The sequence below is a fragment of the Sphingopyxis sp. genome, assembly GCF_035250425.1.
Classification (GTDB): domain Bacteria; phylum Pseudomonadota; class Alphaproteobacteria; order Sphingomonadales; family Sphingomonadaceae; genus Sphingopyxis.
Genome location: NZ_DATFFD010000030.1, coordinates 19,502 through 35,759, shown reverse-complemented (window position 1 = coordinate 35,759; position 16,258 = coordinate 19,502). Strand labels below are relative to the sequence as shown.

The 16,258-nt window shown below is 66.5% G+C and carries 19 protein-coding genes; 8 read left to right on the top strand and 11 right to left on the bottom strand.

Annotation, left to right across the window (positions count from 1 at the left end; translation table 11 throughout):
• The first annotated feature begins 100 nt into the window (after window positions 1-100).
• Together VJ811_RS02325 and VJ811_RS02320 are read left to right on the top strand one after the other, a co-directional pair.
• On the top strand, window positions 101-268 hold the full coding sequence (locus VJ811_RS02325; protein ID WP_324070660.1) for a hypothetical protein: 168 nt from the start codon (window positions 101-103) through the stop codon (window positions 266-268).
• A 165-nt stretch (window positions 269-433) separates the two neighbouring features.
• Window positions 434-901: a hypothetical protein gene (locus tag VJ811_RS02320; protein ID WP_324070659.1), complete on the top strand. Its 468-nt coding sequence runs from the start codon at window positions 434-436 to the stop codon at window positions 899-901.
• A 27-nt stretch (window positions 902-928) separates the two neighbouring features.
• Here the strand turns inward: VJ811_RS02320 and VJ811_RS02315 are convergent, their stop codons facing one another.
• Window positions 929-1,471 carry a hypothetical protein gene (locus tag VJ811_RS02315; protein ID WP_324070658.1) on the bottom strand — a complete coding sequence of 181 codons (543 nt, stop codon included), beginning with the start codon at window positions 1,469-1,471 and terminating at the stop codon, window positions 929-931.
• Window positions 1,472-1,580: 109 nt separating this feature from the next.
• Here VJ811_RS02315 and VJ811_RS02310 point away from each other — a divergent pair, with 109 nt between their 5' ends.
• Window positions 1,581-2,384: an SDR family oxidoreductase gene (locus VJ811_RS02310; RefSeq protein WP_324070657.1), complete on the top strand. Its 804-nt coding sequence runs from the start codon at window positions 1,581-1,583 to the stop codon at window positions 2,382-2,384.
• Window positions 2,385-2,597: 213 nt separating this feature from the next.
• Here VJ811_RS02310 and VJ811_RS02305 read toward each other — a convergent pair whose 3' ends face one another.
• Window positions 2,598-3,308 carry a head GIN domain-containing protein gene (locus VJ811_RS02305; RefSeq protein ID WP_324070656.1) on the bottom strand — a complete coding sequence of 237 codons (711 nt, stop codon included), beginning with the start codon at window positions 3,306-3,308 and terminating at the stop codon, window positions 2,598-2,600.
• A gap of 43 nt (window positions 3,309-3,351) precedes the next feature.
• Window positions 3,352-4,104 carry a head GIN domain-containing protein gene (locus tag VJ811_RS02300; RefSeq protein WP_324070655.1) on the bottom strand — a complete coding sequence of 251 codons (753 nt, stop codon included), beginning with the start codon at window positions 4,102-4,104 and terminating at the stop codon, window positions 3,352-3,354.
• Between the two features lie 127 nt (window positions 4,105-4,231).
• Here VJ811_RS02300 and VJ811_RS02295 point away from each other — a divergent pair, with 127 nt between their 5' ends.
• From VJ811_RS02295 to VJ811_RS02275, 5 genes are all read left to right on the top strand, one after another.
• Complete coding sequence (locus VJ811_RS02295; RefSeq protein WP_324070654.1) at window positions 4,232-4,708, top strand: GreA/GreB family elongation factor; 477 nt, start codon at window positions 4,232-4,234, stop codon at window positions 4,706-4,708.
• Entirely contained in the window at window positions 4,705-4,884 is a 180-nt protein-coding gene (locus tag VJ811_RS02290; protein WP_137752117.1) for a hypothetical protein, read from the top strand. The genes VJ811_RS02295 and VJ811_RS02290 overlap by 4 nt, the downstream gene beginning before the upstream one ends.
• Before the next feature lie 209 nt (window positions 4,885-5,093).
• Window positions 5,094-6,272 carry an NAD(P)/FAD-dependent oxidoreductase gene (locus VJ811_RS02285; protein ID WP_324070653.1) on the top strand — a complete coding sequence of 393 codons (1,179 nt, stop codon included), beginning with the start codon at window positions 5,094-5,096 and terminating at the stop codon, window positions 6,270-6,272.
• Between the two features lie 67 nt (window positions 6,273-6,339).
• Window positions 6,340-8,196, top strand: coding sequence for a DEAD/DEAH box helicase (locus VJ811_RS02280; protein WP_324070652.1), 1,857 nt, complete (start codon window positions 6,340-6,342; stop codon window positions 8,194-8,196).
• A gap of 100 nt (window positions 8,197-8,296) precedes the next feature.
• Complete coding sequence (locus VJ811_RS02275) at window positions 8,297-9,283, top strand: quinone oxidoreductase (protein WP_324070651.1); 987 nt, start codon at window positions 8,297-8,299, stop codon at window positions 9,281-9,283.
• A gap of 120 nt (window positions 9,284-9,403) precedes the next feature.
• Here the strand turns inward: VJ811_RS02275 and fghA are convergent, their stop codons facing one another.
• The 8 genes from fghA to VJ811_RS02235 all read right to left on the bottom strand — a co-directional run bounded on the left by fghA (window position 9,404) and on the right by VJ811_RS02235 (window position 16,235).
• The gene (fghA, locus tag VJ811_RS02270; RefSeq protein ID WP_324070650.1) at window positions 9,404-10,252 is read right to left on the bottom strand and encodes an S-formylglutathione hydrolase; all 849 of its coding nucleotides are present in this window, start codon (window positions 10,250-10,252) and stop codon (window positions 9,404-9,406) included.
• Window positions 10,249-10,752 carry a prolyl-tRNA synthetase associated domain-containing protein gene (locus VJ811_RS02265; protein WP_324070662.1) on the bottom strand — a complete coding sequence of 168 codons (504 nt, stop codon included), beginning with the start codon at window positions 10,750-10,752 and terminating at the stop codon, window positions 10,249-10,251. Before VJ811_RS02265 ends, fghA begins: the two co-directional genes overlap by 4 nt.
• Window positions 10,753-10,764: 12 nt before the next feature.
• The gene (locus VJ811_RS02260) at window positions 10,765-11,145 is read right to left on the bottom strand and encodes a VOC family protein (RefSeq protein ID WP_324070649.1); all 381 of its coding nucleotides are present in this window, start codon (window positions 11,143-11,145) and stop codon (window positions 10,765-10,767) included.
• Window positions 11,146-11,263: 118 nt separating this feature from the next.
• Window positions 11,264-12,133 carry a formyltetrahydrofolate deformylase gene (gene purU / locus VJ811_RS02255; RefSeq protein WP_324070648.1) on the bottom strand — a complete coding sequence of 290 codons (870 nt, stop codon included), beginning with the start codon at window positions 12,131-12,133 and terminating at the stop codon, window positions 11,264-11,266.
• The gene (locus tag VJ811_RS02250) at window positions 12,133-12,516 is read right to left on the bottom strand and encodes a VOC family protein (RefSeq protein ID WP_324070647.1); all 384 of its coding nucleotides are present in this window, start codon (window positions 12,514-12,516) and stop codon (window positions 12,133-12,135) included. The genes purU and VJ811_RS02250 overlap by 1 nt, the downstream gene beginning before the upstream one ends.
• Window positions 12,517-12,529: 13 nt before the next feature.
• On the bottom strand, window positions 12,530-13,642 hold the full coding sequence (locus VJ811_RS02245) for an S-(hydroxymethyl)glutathione dehydrogenase/class III alcohol dehydrogenase (protein ID WP_324070646.1): 1,113 nt from the start codon (window positions 13,640-13,642) through the stop codon (window positions 12,530-12,532).
• A 369-nt stretch (window positions 13,643-14,011) separates the two neighbouring features.
• Entirely contained in the window at window positions 14,012-15,391 is a 1,380-nt protein-coding gene (locus VJ811_RS02240) for an L-serine ammonia-lyase (RefSeq protein WP_324070645.1), read from the bottom strand.
• A gap of 229 nt (window positions 15,392-15,620) precedes the next feature.
• Entirely contained in the window at window positions 15,621-16,235 is a 615-nt protein-coding gene (locus VJ811_RS02235) for a superoxide dismutase (RefSeq protein ID WP_324070644.1), read from the bottom strand.
• Window positions 16,236-16,258 lie beyond the last annotated feature (23 nt).

The following is a 16,258-nucleotide window of genomic DNA, read 5'->3' as shown; positions in this document are numbered from 1 at the left end:
CATCGGCGCCGATCGGCCGACGGACCGCCCCGCCCGCGCGGCGAGCCGCCGCCCCTTGCGCCGCGCCGCTGCTATACTGGCGGGCGAAAGGAGAAAGCCCATGCAGGCCGTAACCGAAGGCGACCGCCGCAAGGAGGTTCGCGCCCTCCTCGATCAGATCCAGGCGCACCCCGAACGCGACTGGACCGCGGCGCGCCGGCGCCTCGCGACGCTCAACAAATTGATCGCCGCGCCGCCCCAAAAACCATCGCGTCCGCAAGCGCATTAGCCACTCGTCGCTCGCGCGCGGCGGTCCGTCGCAACGCGCCCGGCGCGATGCAACAATCGGACATTGCACAAGTTTGTCCGGTCAGGCATCGGCCCCGCCTCTCTACCCCCCCCCCCCGCGGGGCGGGCGCCGATGCCGAACCCAAATCCCACGACGGAGACAGACATGCGCAAAGCATTTGCCCTTCTGACGGCCGCCCCTGCCCTCCTCGCGCTCCCCGCGCTCGCGCAAACCGCCCCCGACGGCAGCGCCAACGTCAATCTCGTCGGCAAGGTCGGGCTGAACGGCGGCGCGATCGGTAATGCGGTCGATGGCGTCACCAACCCCGTCGGCGGCACCGTCGACCGCGTCGACCGCACGGTAGGCAAGACCGTCGATACCGCCAACCTGACCCTCGCGACGCGCGAACAGGTGCGCGCGGGCGCCGAGCTCTACGACACCGGCGGCAACAGCGTCGGCACGGTGCAGAGCGTCGAGGGCGATACCGCGGTCGTGGTCCGCGGCGGCAAGCTCTATAATGTGCCGATCGCCCAGATCTATCACGGCACGGTGGGTGCGACCCACGGCCTCGTCACCAAATTGTCGAGCGCCGAAATCCAGGCGCGCACCACCGCCGCGATCGAATCGCGCTGACATATCTGCTGTTAGCGGATCCTGACCCTAAGGGGCTGGCGTCGCGGCGGGATCGGCCAATTCGGGGTTCAACCCGCGCACTTCGATCAGGAAACTCTTTGGTTTCTTGAACAATTTGCTCTTGCGATCGACCTTCAATCCGACGGTCTCGGCAAGCTCCATGACAAAATGGACGCAGTTGAACTTGTTCAGGCTGTAACTCGGCTGTTCGCGGCCCTGCCATTCGGCAACCTTCGCCAAGACCCGCGCATAGGTCGCATCGTCGACCGTCACGTCGAACTGGCGATCGCTCTTGGCGATATAGTCGGGTTCGGACGATTCCACCTTGCCCTTCACCGACCCGAACAGGATCGCCGGGCTGACCGAAACCGCGGTGAAACCATAGTTGCTGTCGACCACCTCGCCCGTTGCGTCGAGCGTACCCTTCATCACGATGAAGGCGTGCGGGAAGCGGTCGCCGAAATCATGGCTATAGAAACTCACGACCACTTCGGCGCGCGCCGGGACCGCGAGGCCCGCGCACAGCATCAGCAACGACAGGAGGAAAAAGCGAAGGCCGCAGATTGTCATCGCCGCCTTCTTAGCGAGCCGCGCTTCGCCTTGCCAAGCCGCGATTGCCGCTTGACGGAAACGTCAACTTCGCATCTTGTCGCGCTGACATCGATGTAAGGAGAGGCCTGTGGCACGGAAGGCGATTTTCATCACCGGCGGCGGATCGGGCATCGGCCGCGCGGTCGCCCGCCATTTCGCCGGGCAGGGCTGGTTCGTCGGTATCGCCGACGTCAACGGCGCCGGGATCGACGAAACCGCCGCGCTGCTTCCCGCAGGCGCGTCGTCGCGCCACATGATGGACGTCCGCGACCGCGACCAGTGGCAGGCGGCGCTGGACGAATTTGCGAAAGCCAGCGGCGGCCGCCTCGACGTCCTGTTCAACAACGCCGGCATCGGCACCGGCGGCCAGTTCGCCGATATGCCGCCCGCCGAGGCCGACCGGCTGATCGCGATCAATTTGGGCGGCGTCGTCAACGGCATCTATATGGCGCTGCCGCTGCTGCGCACGACCCCGGGATCGACGATCCTCAACACCGGGTCGGCGTCGGGATTCTATGGCGTCGCGGGCCTCGCCATCTATTCGGCGACCAAATTCGCGGTGCGCGGCCTCACCGAGGCGCTCGAAATCGAATTCGCCAAACATGGCATCAAGGTGCGCTCGCTGATGCCGGGCTTCATCGATACGCCGCTGCTCGACCAGGTCAGCGCCGACAGCAACGAACCCGCACGCACCCGCCTGTCCGACAGCGGTTTCGAAATCGTCCCCGTCGAACGCGTCGCCGAGGCCGCGTGGGACGCGGTGCACGGAACGAGCGTCCACACCACGGTCGGCAAGATGGCGAAGCGGCTGTCGCGCCTCGCGCGCTGGTTCCCGGGGCTGATCGTCCGCCAGTCGAAGAAGATCGACGCGCTGGGGACGACGGGGCATTGAAGCTATTCGGCATTGGCGTCGGCTTTGGGATGGGGGGCTGCCGTTGCGACGGCAAACTGTTTTCCCCTCCCGCAGGCGGGAGGGGCAGCGAGGCTTGTCAGCTTGCTGGCTAGCCGCAGCGGGGTGGGCTGATCGCACCGTCGCTGCCCACCCCCGACCCCTCCCGCCTGCGGGAGGGGAGAAGAAATGGCAGCAACCGTCGTTACCGACCCACTACTTCCCCGGCCCGCACGTCACCGACCCGCTGCCGATATTGCGCACCGTACAGACCGGCCTGCCCAGCACGACGGTCTTGCCGATCCCGCGCGAGGTGATCGCGGCGCTCTTGACCGCGCGCAGGATATGGTCGCCCGCGCCCTCGCTGTCGCTGATCAGCTCGTCGACCGACAGCGCGCCCGCGTCGACCGCGCCCGCGCCCGACAATGTCATCTGCGCGTTCTTTGCCGCGCCGCCGAGGGTCAGCGTGCCGTTTCCGATCATCGCGACCTGAAGCCGGTCGGCGCTGATTTGGCCGACAATCAGCCGTCCGGGTCCGCGCAGACCGACCATCGCGCGCTGCCCTTTCAGCCTGTCGATCTGCAGCGACCCCGCGCCCGAAAGCGTCGCCGCGCGCAAATTGGCGGCGTTGACGCGAACCGTAACGGGTCCGCGCGGCCCGCGGCGCTTTTCGTCGCCCGCAAACTGGCGCTCGCTGATCACCAGCTTGCCGTCGCGCGCTTCGACGCTCAGGCGGTCGAGCGCATCCTGCGGTCCGGTGGCGACGGCGCTGACCGGCGCCCGCGTCACGACCTCGACCATGACGTCGGCGCTGACGTCGATCGTCTCGAAGCTGGTGAGGCCATAGCGCTTTTCAGCGCCCCACGCGGGGCCGGCGGCAAGCAGGGCGGCGGCCGCGATCGCGGCGCATCTGGTGGCAAGCGTCATGGTGCCGCCTTACCCGCTTCGGGCAGGCGGCACCAGCATGGCATCATTTGCAGGTCGCGGTGCCCGAACCCATCTGGCGCGTCGAACAGCTTGCGCCGCCGCCAAGCGTTACATCGCCCGATCCCAGGATGCGGATATCGGCCTTGCCGGTCGCCTGCGCGTCAACATTGCCCGATCCGGTGACCGACACCTCGAGCGTCGTCGCGACGAGCCCGTCGGCGTCGATGTCGCCCGATCCGGTGATGCTCAGTTCGCCCGACCCGATCGTGCCGCCGCCGATCTCGATATCGCCCGATCCCGACACGGTGATTTCGGCGCGCTTGCCGGTCAGCTTGGCGACCTTGAGGTCGCCCGAACCGGTGACCACCGCCTCGACCGCATCGCCGTCGACATTGTCGGCGTCGATCGTTCCCGATCCGGTCAGGCGCAGCTTGTTCAGCCGAGGCAGCGTGATCGCGATATCGACATCATCCTCGTCGCTGCTCGAAAAGCTGAAACCCTCGCGCTTGCGTCCGATCGACAAATCCGGTCCGTCGAGCTTGATCTCGAGCCGGTCGAGCGCTTCCTTGCGGCCGCGCGCGGTGATCGAAAAGGCGTCGCCCTGACGGATGGTGACATCATCGGGGCCAGCGACTTCGACCGCGGTAAAGCCGGTCAGGTCATAGGATTGAGTCGTGATCGGACCGGCGCTGGCCGGCGGCCCGCCCTGCTCGGCCCGCTTTTCGTTGCCCGGCGCCGCGCCGTTGCAGCCGGTTACGAGCACCAGCGGCAAAATCGCCATCATCCAGTTCCGCATCGTCCATCTCCTCTGTGTATTGCTTGCATAACACACAGCGATCGGCGCTGTCCAGCGGCGCTTGCCATCTTGTCGCCACCTTCGGCGTCCAGAGGACGGTTTCTCCCCCGAAACCGAAAGCCCGACCATGAGCGTAGCCTTTCGCCGCGAGAGCGACGACGAGCATAAGGAACCCGAATATGAGCTGCCCATCGCGGTCGGCCCGAATCTGGTGACTCCGCGCGGGCTCCGGCTGCTCGGCGAAGAGGTGGCGCGGCTCGACGGCGAGATTGCGGAAACGACCGACGAGGAGGCGCGCAAGAAATTGCAGCGCCGCCTGCGCTATTTCCACACGCGGCAATCGACCGCCGATGTGCAGGTTCCGCCCGCGAACGGCAGCGTCGGCATCGGCAGCCGCGTGACGTACCGGCTGAACGAGGCCGAAAAGACGATCACCATCGTCGGCGGCGACGAAGCCGATCCGGCGCGCGGGTCGATCGCCTTTTCCGCCCCGCTCGCGCGCGCGCTGATGGGCGCCGAAGCTGGCGAGAGCGTCGAATATCAGGACCGCGAGGACGCCATCGCCATCCTCGCCGTCGAAACCGATCCGGAGACGCAGGCATGAAGGACAAGTTCGAACGCCACAAACAGCCGTGGACCCCGGCCGAGATCGACAAGCTCCATACGCTGGCCAAGAAGGGCATGCCGCTGAAGTCGATCGCGAAGGCGCTGACGCGCAGCGAGGAATCGGTGAAGGCGCGCGCCAAGGCCGACAGCCTGTCGATCGCAAAGCTACACTGAGTCTTCATGAAATTTTCGCACAACCCAGCCCTCCCCCTTGATGGGGGAGGCAGCGAGACTTGGCGATGCAATCGCCTAGTCGCAGCGGAGGGGGTGCGCTCGCGGCCCGAAGCGACGGCGCATGACCGCATCCTCACCCCCATCCAACTTCGCCTAGCGCCTGCGGCGCAAGGCTTCATATCCTTCCCCCATCGAGGGGGAAGGAGCAGGTGACCGCCGCCAATTATGATGCCATCGTGCTGGGTGCCGGCGCGGCCGGACTGATGTGCGCCGCGGTCGCGGGCGCGCGCGGCCGCCGCGTGCTGTTGCTCGACCATGCCGATGCGGTGGGCAAGAAGATCCTGATCTCGGGCGGCGGACGCTGCAACTTCACCAATGTGAATAGCGCGCCCGACCGCTTCATCTCGGCGAACCCGCATTTCGCCAAGTCGGCGCTCGCGCGTTACACCCCCGCCGATTTCATCGCGCTCGTCGAGCGCCACGGCATCGCCTATCATGAAAAGACGCTCGGCCAGCTCTTTTGCGACGGATCGGCGAAGCAGATCGTCGCGATGCTGCTCGAAGAAGCGGCGAAGGCCGGCGTCGACGTCCGCACCGGCCAGCCGGTGAGCGATGTCGCCCACGCCGATGGCAAGTTCAGCGTCCGCTTCGGCGACCAGAGCTTCACCGCTCCCGCGCTCGTGATCGCCACCGGCGGCCCGTCGATCCCCAAGATGGGTGCAACGGGCTTCGCTTATGATCTCGCGCGCCAGTTTGGCCTCAAGGTCGTCGAACCCCGCCCCGCGCTCGTTCCGCTGACGCTGGGGGGCGACGATGTGCTGTTCCGCGAACTGTCGGGAATCGCCGCGCCGGTCGAAGCCCGCGCGGGCAAGGCGGCGTTCCGCGAGGCCGCGCTGTTCACGCATCGCGGTCTTTCGGGTCCAGCGATCCTGCAGGTCAGCAGCTATTGGCGCCACGGCGAACCCGTGACGATCGACCTGTTGCCCGATACCCCGCAAGGCTGGTTGCTTGACGCCAAACGCACCCGTCCACGCGCCACATTGCGCGCGACGCTCGGCGCGCTGCTTCCCGACCGCCTCGCCGAAACCCTCGCCGAACGCCTCGCGCTCCCCGGCGAACTCGGCGCCCAGACCGACCGCAAGCTCGCCGATGCCGAGGCGCGACTCGCGGGCTGGATTTTCCGCCCGAACGGCACCGAAGGCTTTGCCAAAGCCGAGGTCACGGTCGGCGGAATCTCGACTGCAAACCTATCCTCGCAAACAATGATGGCCAAAACTGTCCCGAACCTCTATGCGGTCGGCGAAGCCGTAGATGTCACAGGGTGGTTAGGCGGCTATAATTTTCAATGGGCATGGGCCAGCGGCGTTGCCGCCGGTCAGGTGATATAGCCCCGTTGAGCCCCTTTTCTGTCGGCCTGTCATCGCACCGGTGACCGCCAAACCTGTTGAGATAAAAATGACTTTCGAGAATCTTTCCCCCGTCCTTTCGGACGCTCTTACCGCGCGCGGCTATGAAGCGCTCACCCCGGTCCAGACGCAAGTCACCGAAGGCGAAGCGAAGGGCCGCGACCTGCTCGTCTCCGCGCAGACCGGCTCGGGCAAGACCGTCGCTTTCGGCCTCGCGATGGCCGACGAGCTGATCGAGGACGGCCGCCTGCCCTTCGCGACCTCGCCGCTCGCGCTGATCGTCGCGCCGACGCGCGAACTGGCGCTGCAGGTCAGCCGCGAGCTCGGCTGGCTCTATGCCAAGGCCGGCGCGCGCATCGCGACCTGCGTCGGCGGCATGGACGCCAGCAAGGAACGCCGCGCGCTCGGCCAGGGCGTGCAGATCGTCGTCGGCACCCCGGGGCGCCTGCGCGACCATCTCGAACGCGGCGCGCTCGACCTGTCGGCGCTCCGCGTCGCGGTGCTCGACGAGGCCGATGAAATGCTCGACATGGGCTTTCGCGACGACCTTGAGGAAATCCTCGACGGCACCCCTGCGGCGCGCCGCACGCTTTTGTTCTCGGCGACGCTCCCGAAGCCGATCGTCCAGCTCGCCAAGCGCTACCAGCAGAATGCCTTGCGCATCTCGACCGTGGGCGAAGACCGCGGCCATGGCGACATCGCCTATCAGGCGGTGACCGTCGCCCCCGCCGACATCGAAGGCGCGGTGGTCAACCTGCTTCGCCTGCACGACGCCGAAACCGCGATGCTGTTCTGCGCCACGCGCGACAATGTGCGCCGCCTCCACGCCAGCCTGGTAGAACGCGGGTTCGCCGCGGTCGCGCTGTCGGGCGAGCATAGCCAGAACGAGCGCAACGCCGCGCTGCAAGCCCTTCGTGACCGCCGCGCCAAGGTCTGCGTCGCGACCGACGTCGCCGCGCGCGGGATCGACCTGCCGACGCTCAGCCTCGTCATCCACGTCGAAATCCCCCGCGACGCCGAAGCGCTCCAGCACCGTTCGGGCCGCACCGGCCGCGCGGGCAAAAAGGGCACCGCGGTTATCATCGTCCCCTATCCGCGCCGCCGCCGCGTCGACGGCATGCTGCGCGGGGCGCGCATCGAAGCCGAATGGATGGACGCGCCGACCGCCGCCGACGTGCGCAAGCGCGATCAGGAGCGCTTGATGGAGAAATTGCTCACGCCGGTCGAGCATGAGCCCGAGGATATCGAACTCGCACAGCGGCTGATGGCCGAACGCACCCCCGAGGATATCGCCGCGTCGCTCGTCCAGGCGCACCGTGCGCTGATGCCGCCGCCCGAAGACCTCATCGACAACAGCGCGCGCGGCCGCGACGCCGCCGGCCGCCCCGAACGCGGCGAACGTTTCGAACGCCCCGAGCGTGGCGGCGGCGACCGCCGCGACGGATTCGAGGACAGCGTCTGGTTCCGCCTCAACATCGGCCGCCACCAGAATGCCGACCCGCGCTGGATCCTGCCCCTGCTCTGCCGCCGCGGCCATGTGAGCAAGAACGAGATCGGCGCGATCCGCATCGGTCCCAAGGAAACGATGTTCAACATCCCGCGCGCGATCGCCGATCGCTTTGCCGAGGCGGTGGCGCGCAGCGCCAACGCCGATGGCGAGGACGACAGCGGCGTGTCGATCACCCCCGCACCCGATGGCCCGACCTATCCGCCGCGCCGCGATAAGGGGGGGCACAGCGGCCCGCGCGACGCTGCTCCGCGCAGCACGCTCGGCCGCGCGCCGGGCGGCGATCGTGGATTCGGCGATCGTTCGGGTCCGCGCGGCCCGCGTGGCCCGGGCGGCAACACCGAACGCTACAAGCCCAAGCCCTTCGGCCAGCGCAGCCCGCGCCGCCCGTCGAAGTAAGGCAGAAACCCCTCCCCCGACGGGGAGGGGCTTTTATCGCACCGCCCTTGCGCTCCTCCGCCCGGCCCACCAGATGGACCGGACAGCAGGAGAGCGGCGCATGCAAGCGATCGAAGCCTTTATCGAAAGCCAGGGCGGACCCGAGGTCATCGACTGGCGCGAGGTGACGCTCGGCGACCCCGGCCCCGGCCAGGTCCTGCTCCGCCAGACCGCGGTCGGGCTCAACTATCTTGACACCTATCATCGCGACGGCACTTATCCGGTGCCGCTGCCGAGCGGGCTCGGCGTCGAATCCGCCGGTGAAGTCGTCGCGGTCGGCGCCGACGTTCACGGCCTCCAGCCCGGCGACCGTGTCGGAACCTTCGGCCCCGAACGCACCGCCTATGCCAGCGCGCGGATCGTCGGCGCGGCGTCGCTGTTCAAGCTTCCCGCCGACATCGACGACGAAACCGCCGCCGCCGCGCTGCTGAAGGCCTGCACGGTCGAGATGCTCGTCGAACGCTGCGCGAAGGTTCAGGCGGGGTCGCCCGTGCTCGTCCACGCAGCGGCGGGCGGGGTCGGGCTGATCCTCGTCCAGTGGCTGAAGGCGATCGGCGCGACCGTGATCGGCACCGTCAGCACCGAGGCCAAGGCACACACCGCGCGCGAAGCCGGCGCCGACCATGTGCTGATGTACAAGAGCGACGACGTCGCCGCGCATGTCCGCGAAATCACCGACGGCCAGGGCGTTCCCGTGACTTTCGACGGGATCGGCATGGCGACGTGGGATGTCTCGTTGAAGGCCACCGCGCGGCGCGGGCTGATCGTCAGCTATGGCAATGCCGGCGGGCCGGTGACCGGGGTCAATCTCGGCGTGCTGGCGCAGCACGGATCGCAATTCGTCACGCGGCCGACGCTGTTCGATTATTACCACCTTCCCGGCGAGCGCGCCGCGGGCGCCGCGCGCGTGTTCGAGATGATCGCATCGGGCGCGGTGAAGATCACCGTCGGCCAGCGGTATGGCTTGCAGGATGCGGCACGGGCGCACGCCGATTTGCAGGCGGGGCGGACGACGGGTTCGACGCTGCTGATTCCGGAGCACGCCTGATTCCCCTCCCGTAAACGGGAGGGGTTGCGAGACTTGCGAGCTTGCTCGCTAGTCGCAGCGGGGAGGGTTCAGCAACGTCACATGCCCTCCCCCGACCCCTCCCTGAAGGGAGGGAAGAAATTACGCCTTCAACCGCGCCGCATGCCACGCGACATGCTCGGCCAAAAAGGTCGAGATGAAATAATAGCTGTGGTCGTACCCCGGCTGCATGCGAATCTCGGCCTTCTGCCCCGCGCGTTCGCACGCCGCGACCAGCAATTCGGTCTTGAGCTGCTCGGCCAGGAAATTATCGGCTTCGCCCTGATCGACGAGCAGGTCGGGCACGCGCAGCCCCTGATCGAGCAACGCGCACGCATCATAGGCGTGCCAGTCCTCGCGGTTGTTGCCGAGATAGCCCGTCAGCGCCTTTTCGCCCCACGGGCATTGCAACGGCGCGGCGATCGGCGAGAAGGCCGATACCGAACGAAAGCGGTCCTGATTGCGGAGGCCAATGGTCAGCGCGCCGTGCCCGCCCATCGAATGGCCGGTGATCGCCTGCCGCGTCAGGTCGGCCGGAGCGAAATTGCGGAGCACGAACGACGGCAGCTCATCCTCGATGTACGAGCGCATGCGGTAGTTCTTCGCCCACGGCTCCTCGGTCGCGTCGACATAGAAGCCGGCGCCGAGCCCGAAATCCCATGCCGCGTCGGGGTCGTCGGGAACGCCGTCACCGCGCGGGCTGGTATCGGGGGCGATGAAGATCACGCCCTGTTCGGCGCAGGCGGCGCGATATTCGCCCTTTTCCATCACATTGGCGTGAGTGCAGGTCAGCCCCGAAAGATACCAGAGCACCGGCAGCTTCGCGCCGGGTTCATGGTCGGGGACGAACACCGCGAAGGTCATGTCGGTGCCGGTGGTCGTGCTCGCATGCCGGTACACGCCCTGCGTCCCGCCATGGCTGCGAACGGTGGAGAGGGTTTCGAGGGTCATGATTCTTCCTGCACGGGGATGGCGGCGACAAGCGGCTGATGCCCCCAATGACGCAAGAGATCGAGGATCGTTGCGCCAGGCAGCCCAAGCGTCGCGGTGTTGCGCAGCGGGTGGACGTTGACGGGGTCGGCGACCGCCAGCACCTCGTCGAGCACGATAGTAATGCTTCCGGGCACCGCGTTGATCGCCGCGAGCGGCGTCACCGACCCCGGGGTGATGCCGAGCAATCGCTCCATATCCTCGGCCTTGCCGAAGCTCACATGCTTGCACCCGATCGCCGCTGGCAGCGCCTTCAGCTTGACGCGCGCGTCGGACGGCACGGTGACGAGCCAGAATGACCCGCCCTTGTCCTTCAGGAACAGATTCTTGGTGTGCGCCCCCGGCATCGCGGCGTGCACCGCGTCGCTCTCGGCAACGGTGAACACCGCCTCATGCTCATGCGCGGCGAAGGGGATCGCCAGCACGCCCAAATCGGCCAGCAATCCCGCTTCGCCCCGCATCATGGTATCGGCTCAGACGACGCGGTGCAGCGCGCAGAGCTTGTTGCCCGACGGATCGCGCAGATAGGCGAGATACATCGCGCCGAACCTGCCCTCGCGCACGCCCGGCGGATCCTCGATCGCGGTGCCGCCGTTTTCGACGCCCGCCTTGTGCCAGGCATCGGCCTGCGCGGGACCGTCCATCGCAAAACCGATCGTGCAGCCGTTGCCCGCGGTGGCCGGTTCGCCGTCGATCGGCGCGGTCACGAGGAACATCCCGCCATTGTGCATATAGATCAGCCGCCCCTTGTCGTCCTGGATCGCGGGCTTGCCGCCGATCGCCTGGAAGGTCGCGTCATAGAATTTCCGGGCGGCTTCGAGGTCGTTCGCCCCGACCATATTGTGACTGTACATCGCCTTGCTCCTCCTGATTTTGGTTGCGAATCGATACCTACGCCGTCCCTCCGATCAGAGCCAGCCGCGATTCCGTTTTCGGCTCACCGAAATCGATGAAACCTTCCGGGTGACCGGCCTAGCGGAAGACCACCGTCTTGCGGCCATCGATCAAAACACGCTGCTCGGCGACCCAGCGCACCGCGCGGGCCAGCACCTGCGCCTCGGTATCGCGGCCAATGCGGATCAGTTCCTCCACCGAATCGCGGTGATCGACGCGCTCGACCGCCTGTTCGATGATCGGCCCCTCGTCGAGGTCGCTGGTCACGAAATGCGCGGTCGCGCCGATCAGCTTGACCCCGCGCTCGTGCGCGCGGTGATAGGGTTTGGCGCCCTTGAAGCCGGGCAGGAAGCTGTGGTGGATGTTGATGCAGCGCCCCGAAAGCTTCGCCGACAGATCCTGCGACAGCACCTGCATATAGCGCGCAAGGACCAGATGCTCCGCTCCCGCGTCGGCCATGATCTGCAGGATCGTGGCCTCCTGTTCTGCGCGGTTGGAATCGGTCACGGGCAGATGATGGAATGGCACCCCATGCCATTCGGTCAGCCGCCGCTGATGCTCGTGGTTCGACACCACCGCGGCGATGTCGATCGCGAGGTTGCCGGTCGACCAGCGGTGGAGCAGGTCGTTGAGGCAATGGCTGCCCTGTGACACCGCGATGACGAAGCGCGGCTTGATGCGGCTGTCGCTGATCCGCGCATCCATCGCGAAACGATCGATAATCGGCTCGAAAGCGTCCTGCACCGCGGCCAGCTCGCCGGGAAAGCGCGGCCCTGCCCCGCGGAACGCGACGCGCATGAAAAAGCGCCCCGAATCGAGGTCGGCATATTGCTGGCTGTCGAGAATGAAGCCGTCGCGTTCGGCGAGCAGCCCCGTCACCGCCGCGACGATGCCGACCGCATCGACACAGCTGAACGTCAGGACAAAGGCGGGTTGCCCAGTTTCCATCAAGCGATCCGGTGCGTCGCGCACAGCTTGTTGCCGGCGGGATCGCGCAGATAGGCGAGATAGACCGTCCGCCCCTCGGTCGCATGCCGAATGCCCGGCGGATCCTCTGCGGTCGTCCCGCCATTCGCCACCCCGGCCGCGTGCCAGGCGTCGACCGCGTCGGTCGAGGGCGCAAGGAAACCCAACGTATGCCCGTTGCCACACGCCGCCTCCGCGCCGTTGACGGGGTGCGTGACGATCAGCCGCCCGCCCGTATGCATGTAGACCAGGCGCCCGCGCTCGTCGATCACGCCCTCGGCCGCGCCGAAGACGCCCAGGATCGCATCGTAGAAGCGCTTGCTCGCTGCGATGTCATTCGACCCCAGCGCCACATGGCTGAACATGCCTTGTTTTCCCTCAGTAGACGACGACGCTGCGGATGCTCTCACCCGCATGCATCAGGTCGAAGCCCTTGTTGATCTCCTCGAGCCCCATGACGTGGGTGATCATCGGATCGATCTCGATCTTGCCGGTCATGTACATGTCGACGATCTTCGGCACGTCGGTGCGGCCCTTGGCGCCGCCGAACGCCGTACCGCGCCAGTTGCGTCCGGTGACGAGCTGGAACGGACGCGTCGCGATTTCCTTGCCGGCTTCGGCGACGCCGATGATGATCGAGGTGCCCCAGCCGCGATGGCACGCTTCGAGCGCGGTGCGCATCACCTCGGTATTGCCCGTGGCGTCGAAGGTATAATCGGCGCCGCCGTCGGTCAGCTGCACGATCGCCGCGACCACCTCTTCGCGGCTCATGCCCTTCGAATTGAGGAAGTCGGTCATGCCGAACTTGCGGCCCCATTCCTCGCGTGCGGGGTTGATGTCGACGCCGATGATCTTGTTCGCCCCCGCGAGGCGCGCGCCCTGGATCACGTTGAGGCCGATACCGCCGAGGCCGAAGATGACGACATTGTCGCCGACCTGGACCTTCGCGGTGTTGATCACCGCGCCGACGCCGGTGGTCACGCCGCAGCCGATGTAGCAGGCGGGCTGGAACGGCGCGTCCTCACGGATCTTCGCGACCGCGATTTCGGGCAGAACGGTGAAGTTCGAGAAGGTCGAGCAGCCCATATAATGGAAGATCGGCTGGCCCTTGTAGCTGAACCGCGTCGTGCCGTCGGGCATCAGCCCCTTGCCCTGGGTGGCGCGGATCGCGGTGCAGAGGTTGGTCTTGCCCGAAAGGCAGCTTTTGCACTGGCGGCATTCGGGGGTGTAGAGCGGGATGACATGATCGCCGGGGACGACGCTGGTGACGCCCGCGCCAACCTCGCGCACGATACCCGCGCCTTCGTGGCCGAGCACGCTCGGGAAGATGCCCTCGCTGTCGAAGCCGCCCAGCGTGTAGGCGTCGGTGTGGCAGATACCCGTGGCCATGATTTCGACCAGCACCTCGCCCGCCTTCGGGCCTTCGAGGTCGAGTTCGACGATTTCGAGCGGCTTCTTCGCTTCGAAAGCAACGGCGGCGCGGGTCTTCATGGGCGGGTCTCCTTCTCGCACGCCCAATCAGGCAAACAAGGCGGCAATGCAAGATGCGTGGCGGATAGCTCGAAAGTTCGTCATGCTGAACTCGTTTCAGCATCCATGGCCCGGCGCTATCCCACCAGGACGGCGCCAGTTGTTTCGCACAAAGCCACGAAGCCACAAAGAAGACTGAGGCCGACAGACCCATCTCCCCGTTGACGGCACGGCTGGTCGCACGGCCGGGAAGGAAAGCCGCTTCGCGGTCCGCGCGACATCTTCGTGGCTTCGTTGCTTCGTGCGAAACAAAAAAGCGCAGCGCAGAAGAACACGGCAGGCCAGGGATCCTGAAGCAAGTTCAGGGTGACGATAAAGCGAGAGTCGCGCTCAACACTCCACCACGCTGACCGCAAGCCCGCCCTTCGACGTTTCCTTATATTTGTCGCGCATGTCGCGGCCCGTTTGCAGCATCGTCGCGATCACCGTGTCGAGGCTGACGACGTGCGTGCCGTCGCCGATCATCGCGATACGGCTCGCGTCGATCGCCTTGATCGCGCCCATCGCGTTGCGTTCGATGCACGGAATCTGGACGAGGCCGCCGATCGGATCGCAGGTGAGGCCGAGGTTGTGCTCCATGCCGATCTCGGCGGCGTTTTCGACCTGCGCGTTGGTGCCGCCGAGTGCGGCGGTCAGCCCCGCCGCCGCCATCGAGCAGGCGACGCCGACCTCGCCCTGGCAGCCGACCTCTGCGCCCGAGATGCTGGCGTTGCGTTTGTAGAGCGCGCCGACCGCGCCCGCGGCGAGCAGGAAGGTGCGCACGCCGGCATCATCGCCGCGATAGCCGCGCCGGTAGAAACGGATCACCGCGGGGATGATCCCCGCCGCGCCGTTGGTCGGCGCGGTGACGACCTTGCCGCCCGCGGCGTTCTCTTCGTTCACCGCCATCGCCCACAGGTTGATCCAGTCCATCATCGCGAGCGGATCGGTCAGATTCGCCTCGTGGCGATTGCGGATGTCGTCGGCGATTTGCGGCGCGCGGCGCTTGACCTTGAGCCCGCCCGGCAAAATCCCGGTGCTGCAACAGCCCGCCTCGATCGACGCATCCATCGCGTCCGCGATCGCGTCGAGCCCCGCCTCGACCTCTTCGAGCGGGCGGTGAACCAGCTCATTCTCGAGCATCATATCGGCGAAACTCTTGCCCGACGCCGCGCCCATTTCGAGCAGGTCGGCGCCCGAGGTGAAGGCGAAGGGCAGTTCGACCTCGTCCTCCGCCCCGCGGCTGTTGCGCCCCGCCTCATCCTCGTCGACGACGAAGCCGCCGCCGATCGAGAAATACATGCGCTTGGCGAGGATTTCGCCATCGCTGTCGCGCGCGGTGAAGCTTACGGCATTGCTGTGAAAGGGCTGGCGCTGACGCATCTGGAAATGCAGATCGCGCGCGGGCTGGAACCGCACGCGCTGGCGCCCGAGCAGGTAGAGGAATCCCTCGCTTGTCGCGCGGTCCCAATGCGCCTTGATCGCGGCGAGGCTGGTGCTCGCGGGAATTTCGCCGGCGAGCCCCGCGACGATCGCGGTGTCGGCGGCGTGGCCCTTGCCCGTCAGCGCGAGCGAGCCGTAGAGGTCGGCTTCGACATGCGCGGTCTTGTCGAGTAGCGCCTGCTCGTCCAGCCAAACGGTAAAGCGCCGCGCCGCGACCATCGGGCCGACGGTATGCGAGCTGGAGGGGCCGACACCGATTTTAAAAAGTTCGAACAGGCTGATCGTCATGGCGGCGCTATAGGAGAAGGGCGGTCAGGACGATAGGCACCAATTCCCTCCCCCTCGATGGGGGAGGCAGCGAAACTTGCCAGCTTGCTGGCTAGTTGCAGCGGAGGGGGTGCGGTTTCGGTCCCGAATCCACGACCCTCGAGCGCGCCCTCACCCCCATCCAACTTCGCCTAGCCGCTTCGCGACAAGGCTGCATATCCTTCCCCCATCAAGGGGGAAGGAAAGGATATTACGCCGGGTAGGTCCAGGTTCCGTCGCGCGCGAAATTCTCCGCCGCGAAATCCCAGTCGAGCAGTTCGTCGACCACCGCGTCGACATAGGCCGGGCGCAGATTCTTGCGGTCGATGTAATAGGCATGTTCCCACACGTCGATGACGAGCAAGGGCTTGATGCCTGCAACGAGTTCGGTGCCGGCGTCGTGCGTGTCGGTGACCGACAGCGTGCCGTCGCGCGAGACGAGCCATGCCCAGCCCGACGCGAAATGGTTGACCGCGGTTTCCTTGAGCTTCTTTTTCAGGTCGTCGAGCGAACCGAAATCGCGCTCGATCGCGGCGAGCAGGTCGTCCTTGGGCGCGGTCTTGGCCGGGCTCAGGCTTTCCCAATAGAAAGCGTGGTTCCACGCCTGCGCGGCATTGTTGAACAGACCCTTGTTGCCCGATCCTTCGGCGTGGTGGACGATTTCCTCGAGCGGCTTCGACGCGAGATCGGTGCCTTCGATCGCGGCGTTGGTCTTGTCGACATAGGCCTTGTGATGCTTGCCATGGTGCGTCGCCAGCGTGTCGGCCGAGATATGCGGCTCCAGCGCGTCCTGAGCATATGGGAGGGGAGGATGGGCGATCGTCATGGCAGTCTCCATTTATTATCGAG

Excerpts from the sequence above, each read along its gene's own strand:
- VJ811_RS02320 (WP_324070659.1), top strand. The coding sequence starts at position 434 with ATGCGCAAAGCATTTGCCCTTCTGACGGCCGCCCCTGCCCTCCTCGCG.
- VJ811_RS02315 (WP_324070658.1), bottom strand. The coding sequence starts at position 1,471 with ATGACAATCTGCGGCCTTCGCTTTTTCCTCCTGTCGTTGCTGATGCTG.
- VJ811_RS02260 (WP_324070649.1), bottom strand. The coding sequence starts at position 11,145 with ATGTACAGTCACAATATGGTCGGGGCGAACGACCTCGAAGCCGCCCGG.
- VJ811_RS02295 (WP_324070654.1), top strand. The coding sequence starts at position 4,232 with ATGAGCGTAGCCTTTCGCCGCGAGAGCGACGACGAGCATAAGGAACCC.
- VJ811_RS02265 (WP_324070662.1), bottom strand. The coding sequence starts at position 10,752 with ATGCGGGGCGAAGCGGGATTGCTGGCCGATTTGGGCGTGCTGGCGATC.
- VJ811_RS02275 (WP_324070651.1), top strand. The coding sequence starts at position 8,297 with ATGCAAGCGATCGAAGCCTTTATCGAAAGCCAGGGCGGACCCGAGGTC.
- VJ811_RS02250 (WP_324070647.1), bottom strand. The coding sequence starts at position 12,516 with ATGTTCAGCCATGTGGCGCTGGGGTCGAATGACATCGCAGCGAGCAAG.
- VJ811_RS02305 (WP_324070656.1), bottom strand. The coding sequence starts at position 3,308 with ATGACGCTTGCCACCAGATGCGCCGCGATCGCGGCCGCCGCCCTGCTT.
- VJ811_RS02290 (WP_137752117.1), top strand. The coding sequence starts at position 4,705 with ATGAAGGACAAGTTCGAACGCCACAAACAGCCGTGGACCCCGGCCGAG.
- VJ811_RS02240 (WP_324070645.1), bottom strand. The coding sequence starts at position 15,391 with ATGACGATCAGCCTGTTCGAACTTTTTAAAATCGGTGTCGGCCCCTCC.
- fghA (WP_324070650.1), bottom strand. The coding sequence starts at position 10,252 with ATGACCCTCGAAACCCTCTCCACCGTTCGCAGCCATGGCGGGACGCAG.
- VJ811_RS02235 (WP_324070644.1), bottom strand. The coding sequence starts at position 16,235 with ATGACGATCGCCCATCCTCCCCTCCCATATGCTCAGGACGCGCTGGAG.
- purU (WP_324070648.1), bottom strand. The coding sequence starts at position 12,133 with ATGGAAACTGGGCAACCCGCCTTTGTCCTGACGTTCAGCTGTGTCGAT.
- VJ811_RS02300 (WP_324070655.1), bottom strand. The coding sequence starts at position 4,104 with ATGCGGAACTGGATGATGGCGATTTTGCCGCTGGTGCTCGTAACCGGC.
- VJ811_RS02280 (WP_324070652.1), top strand. The coding sequence starts at position 6,340 with ATGACTTTCGAGAATCTTTCCCCCGTCCTTTCGGACGCTCTTACCGCG.
- VJ811_RS02245 (WP_324070646.1), bottom strand. The coding sequence starts at position 13,642 with ATGAAGACCCGCGCCGCCGTTGCTTTCGAAGCGAAGAAGCCGCTCGAA.
- VJ811_RS02325 (WP_324070660.1), top strand. The coding sequence starts at position 101 with ATGCAGGCCGTAACCGAAGGCGACCGCCGCAAGGAGGTTCGCGCCCTC.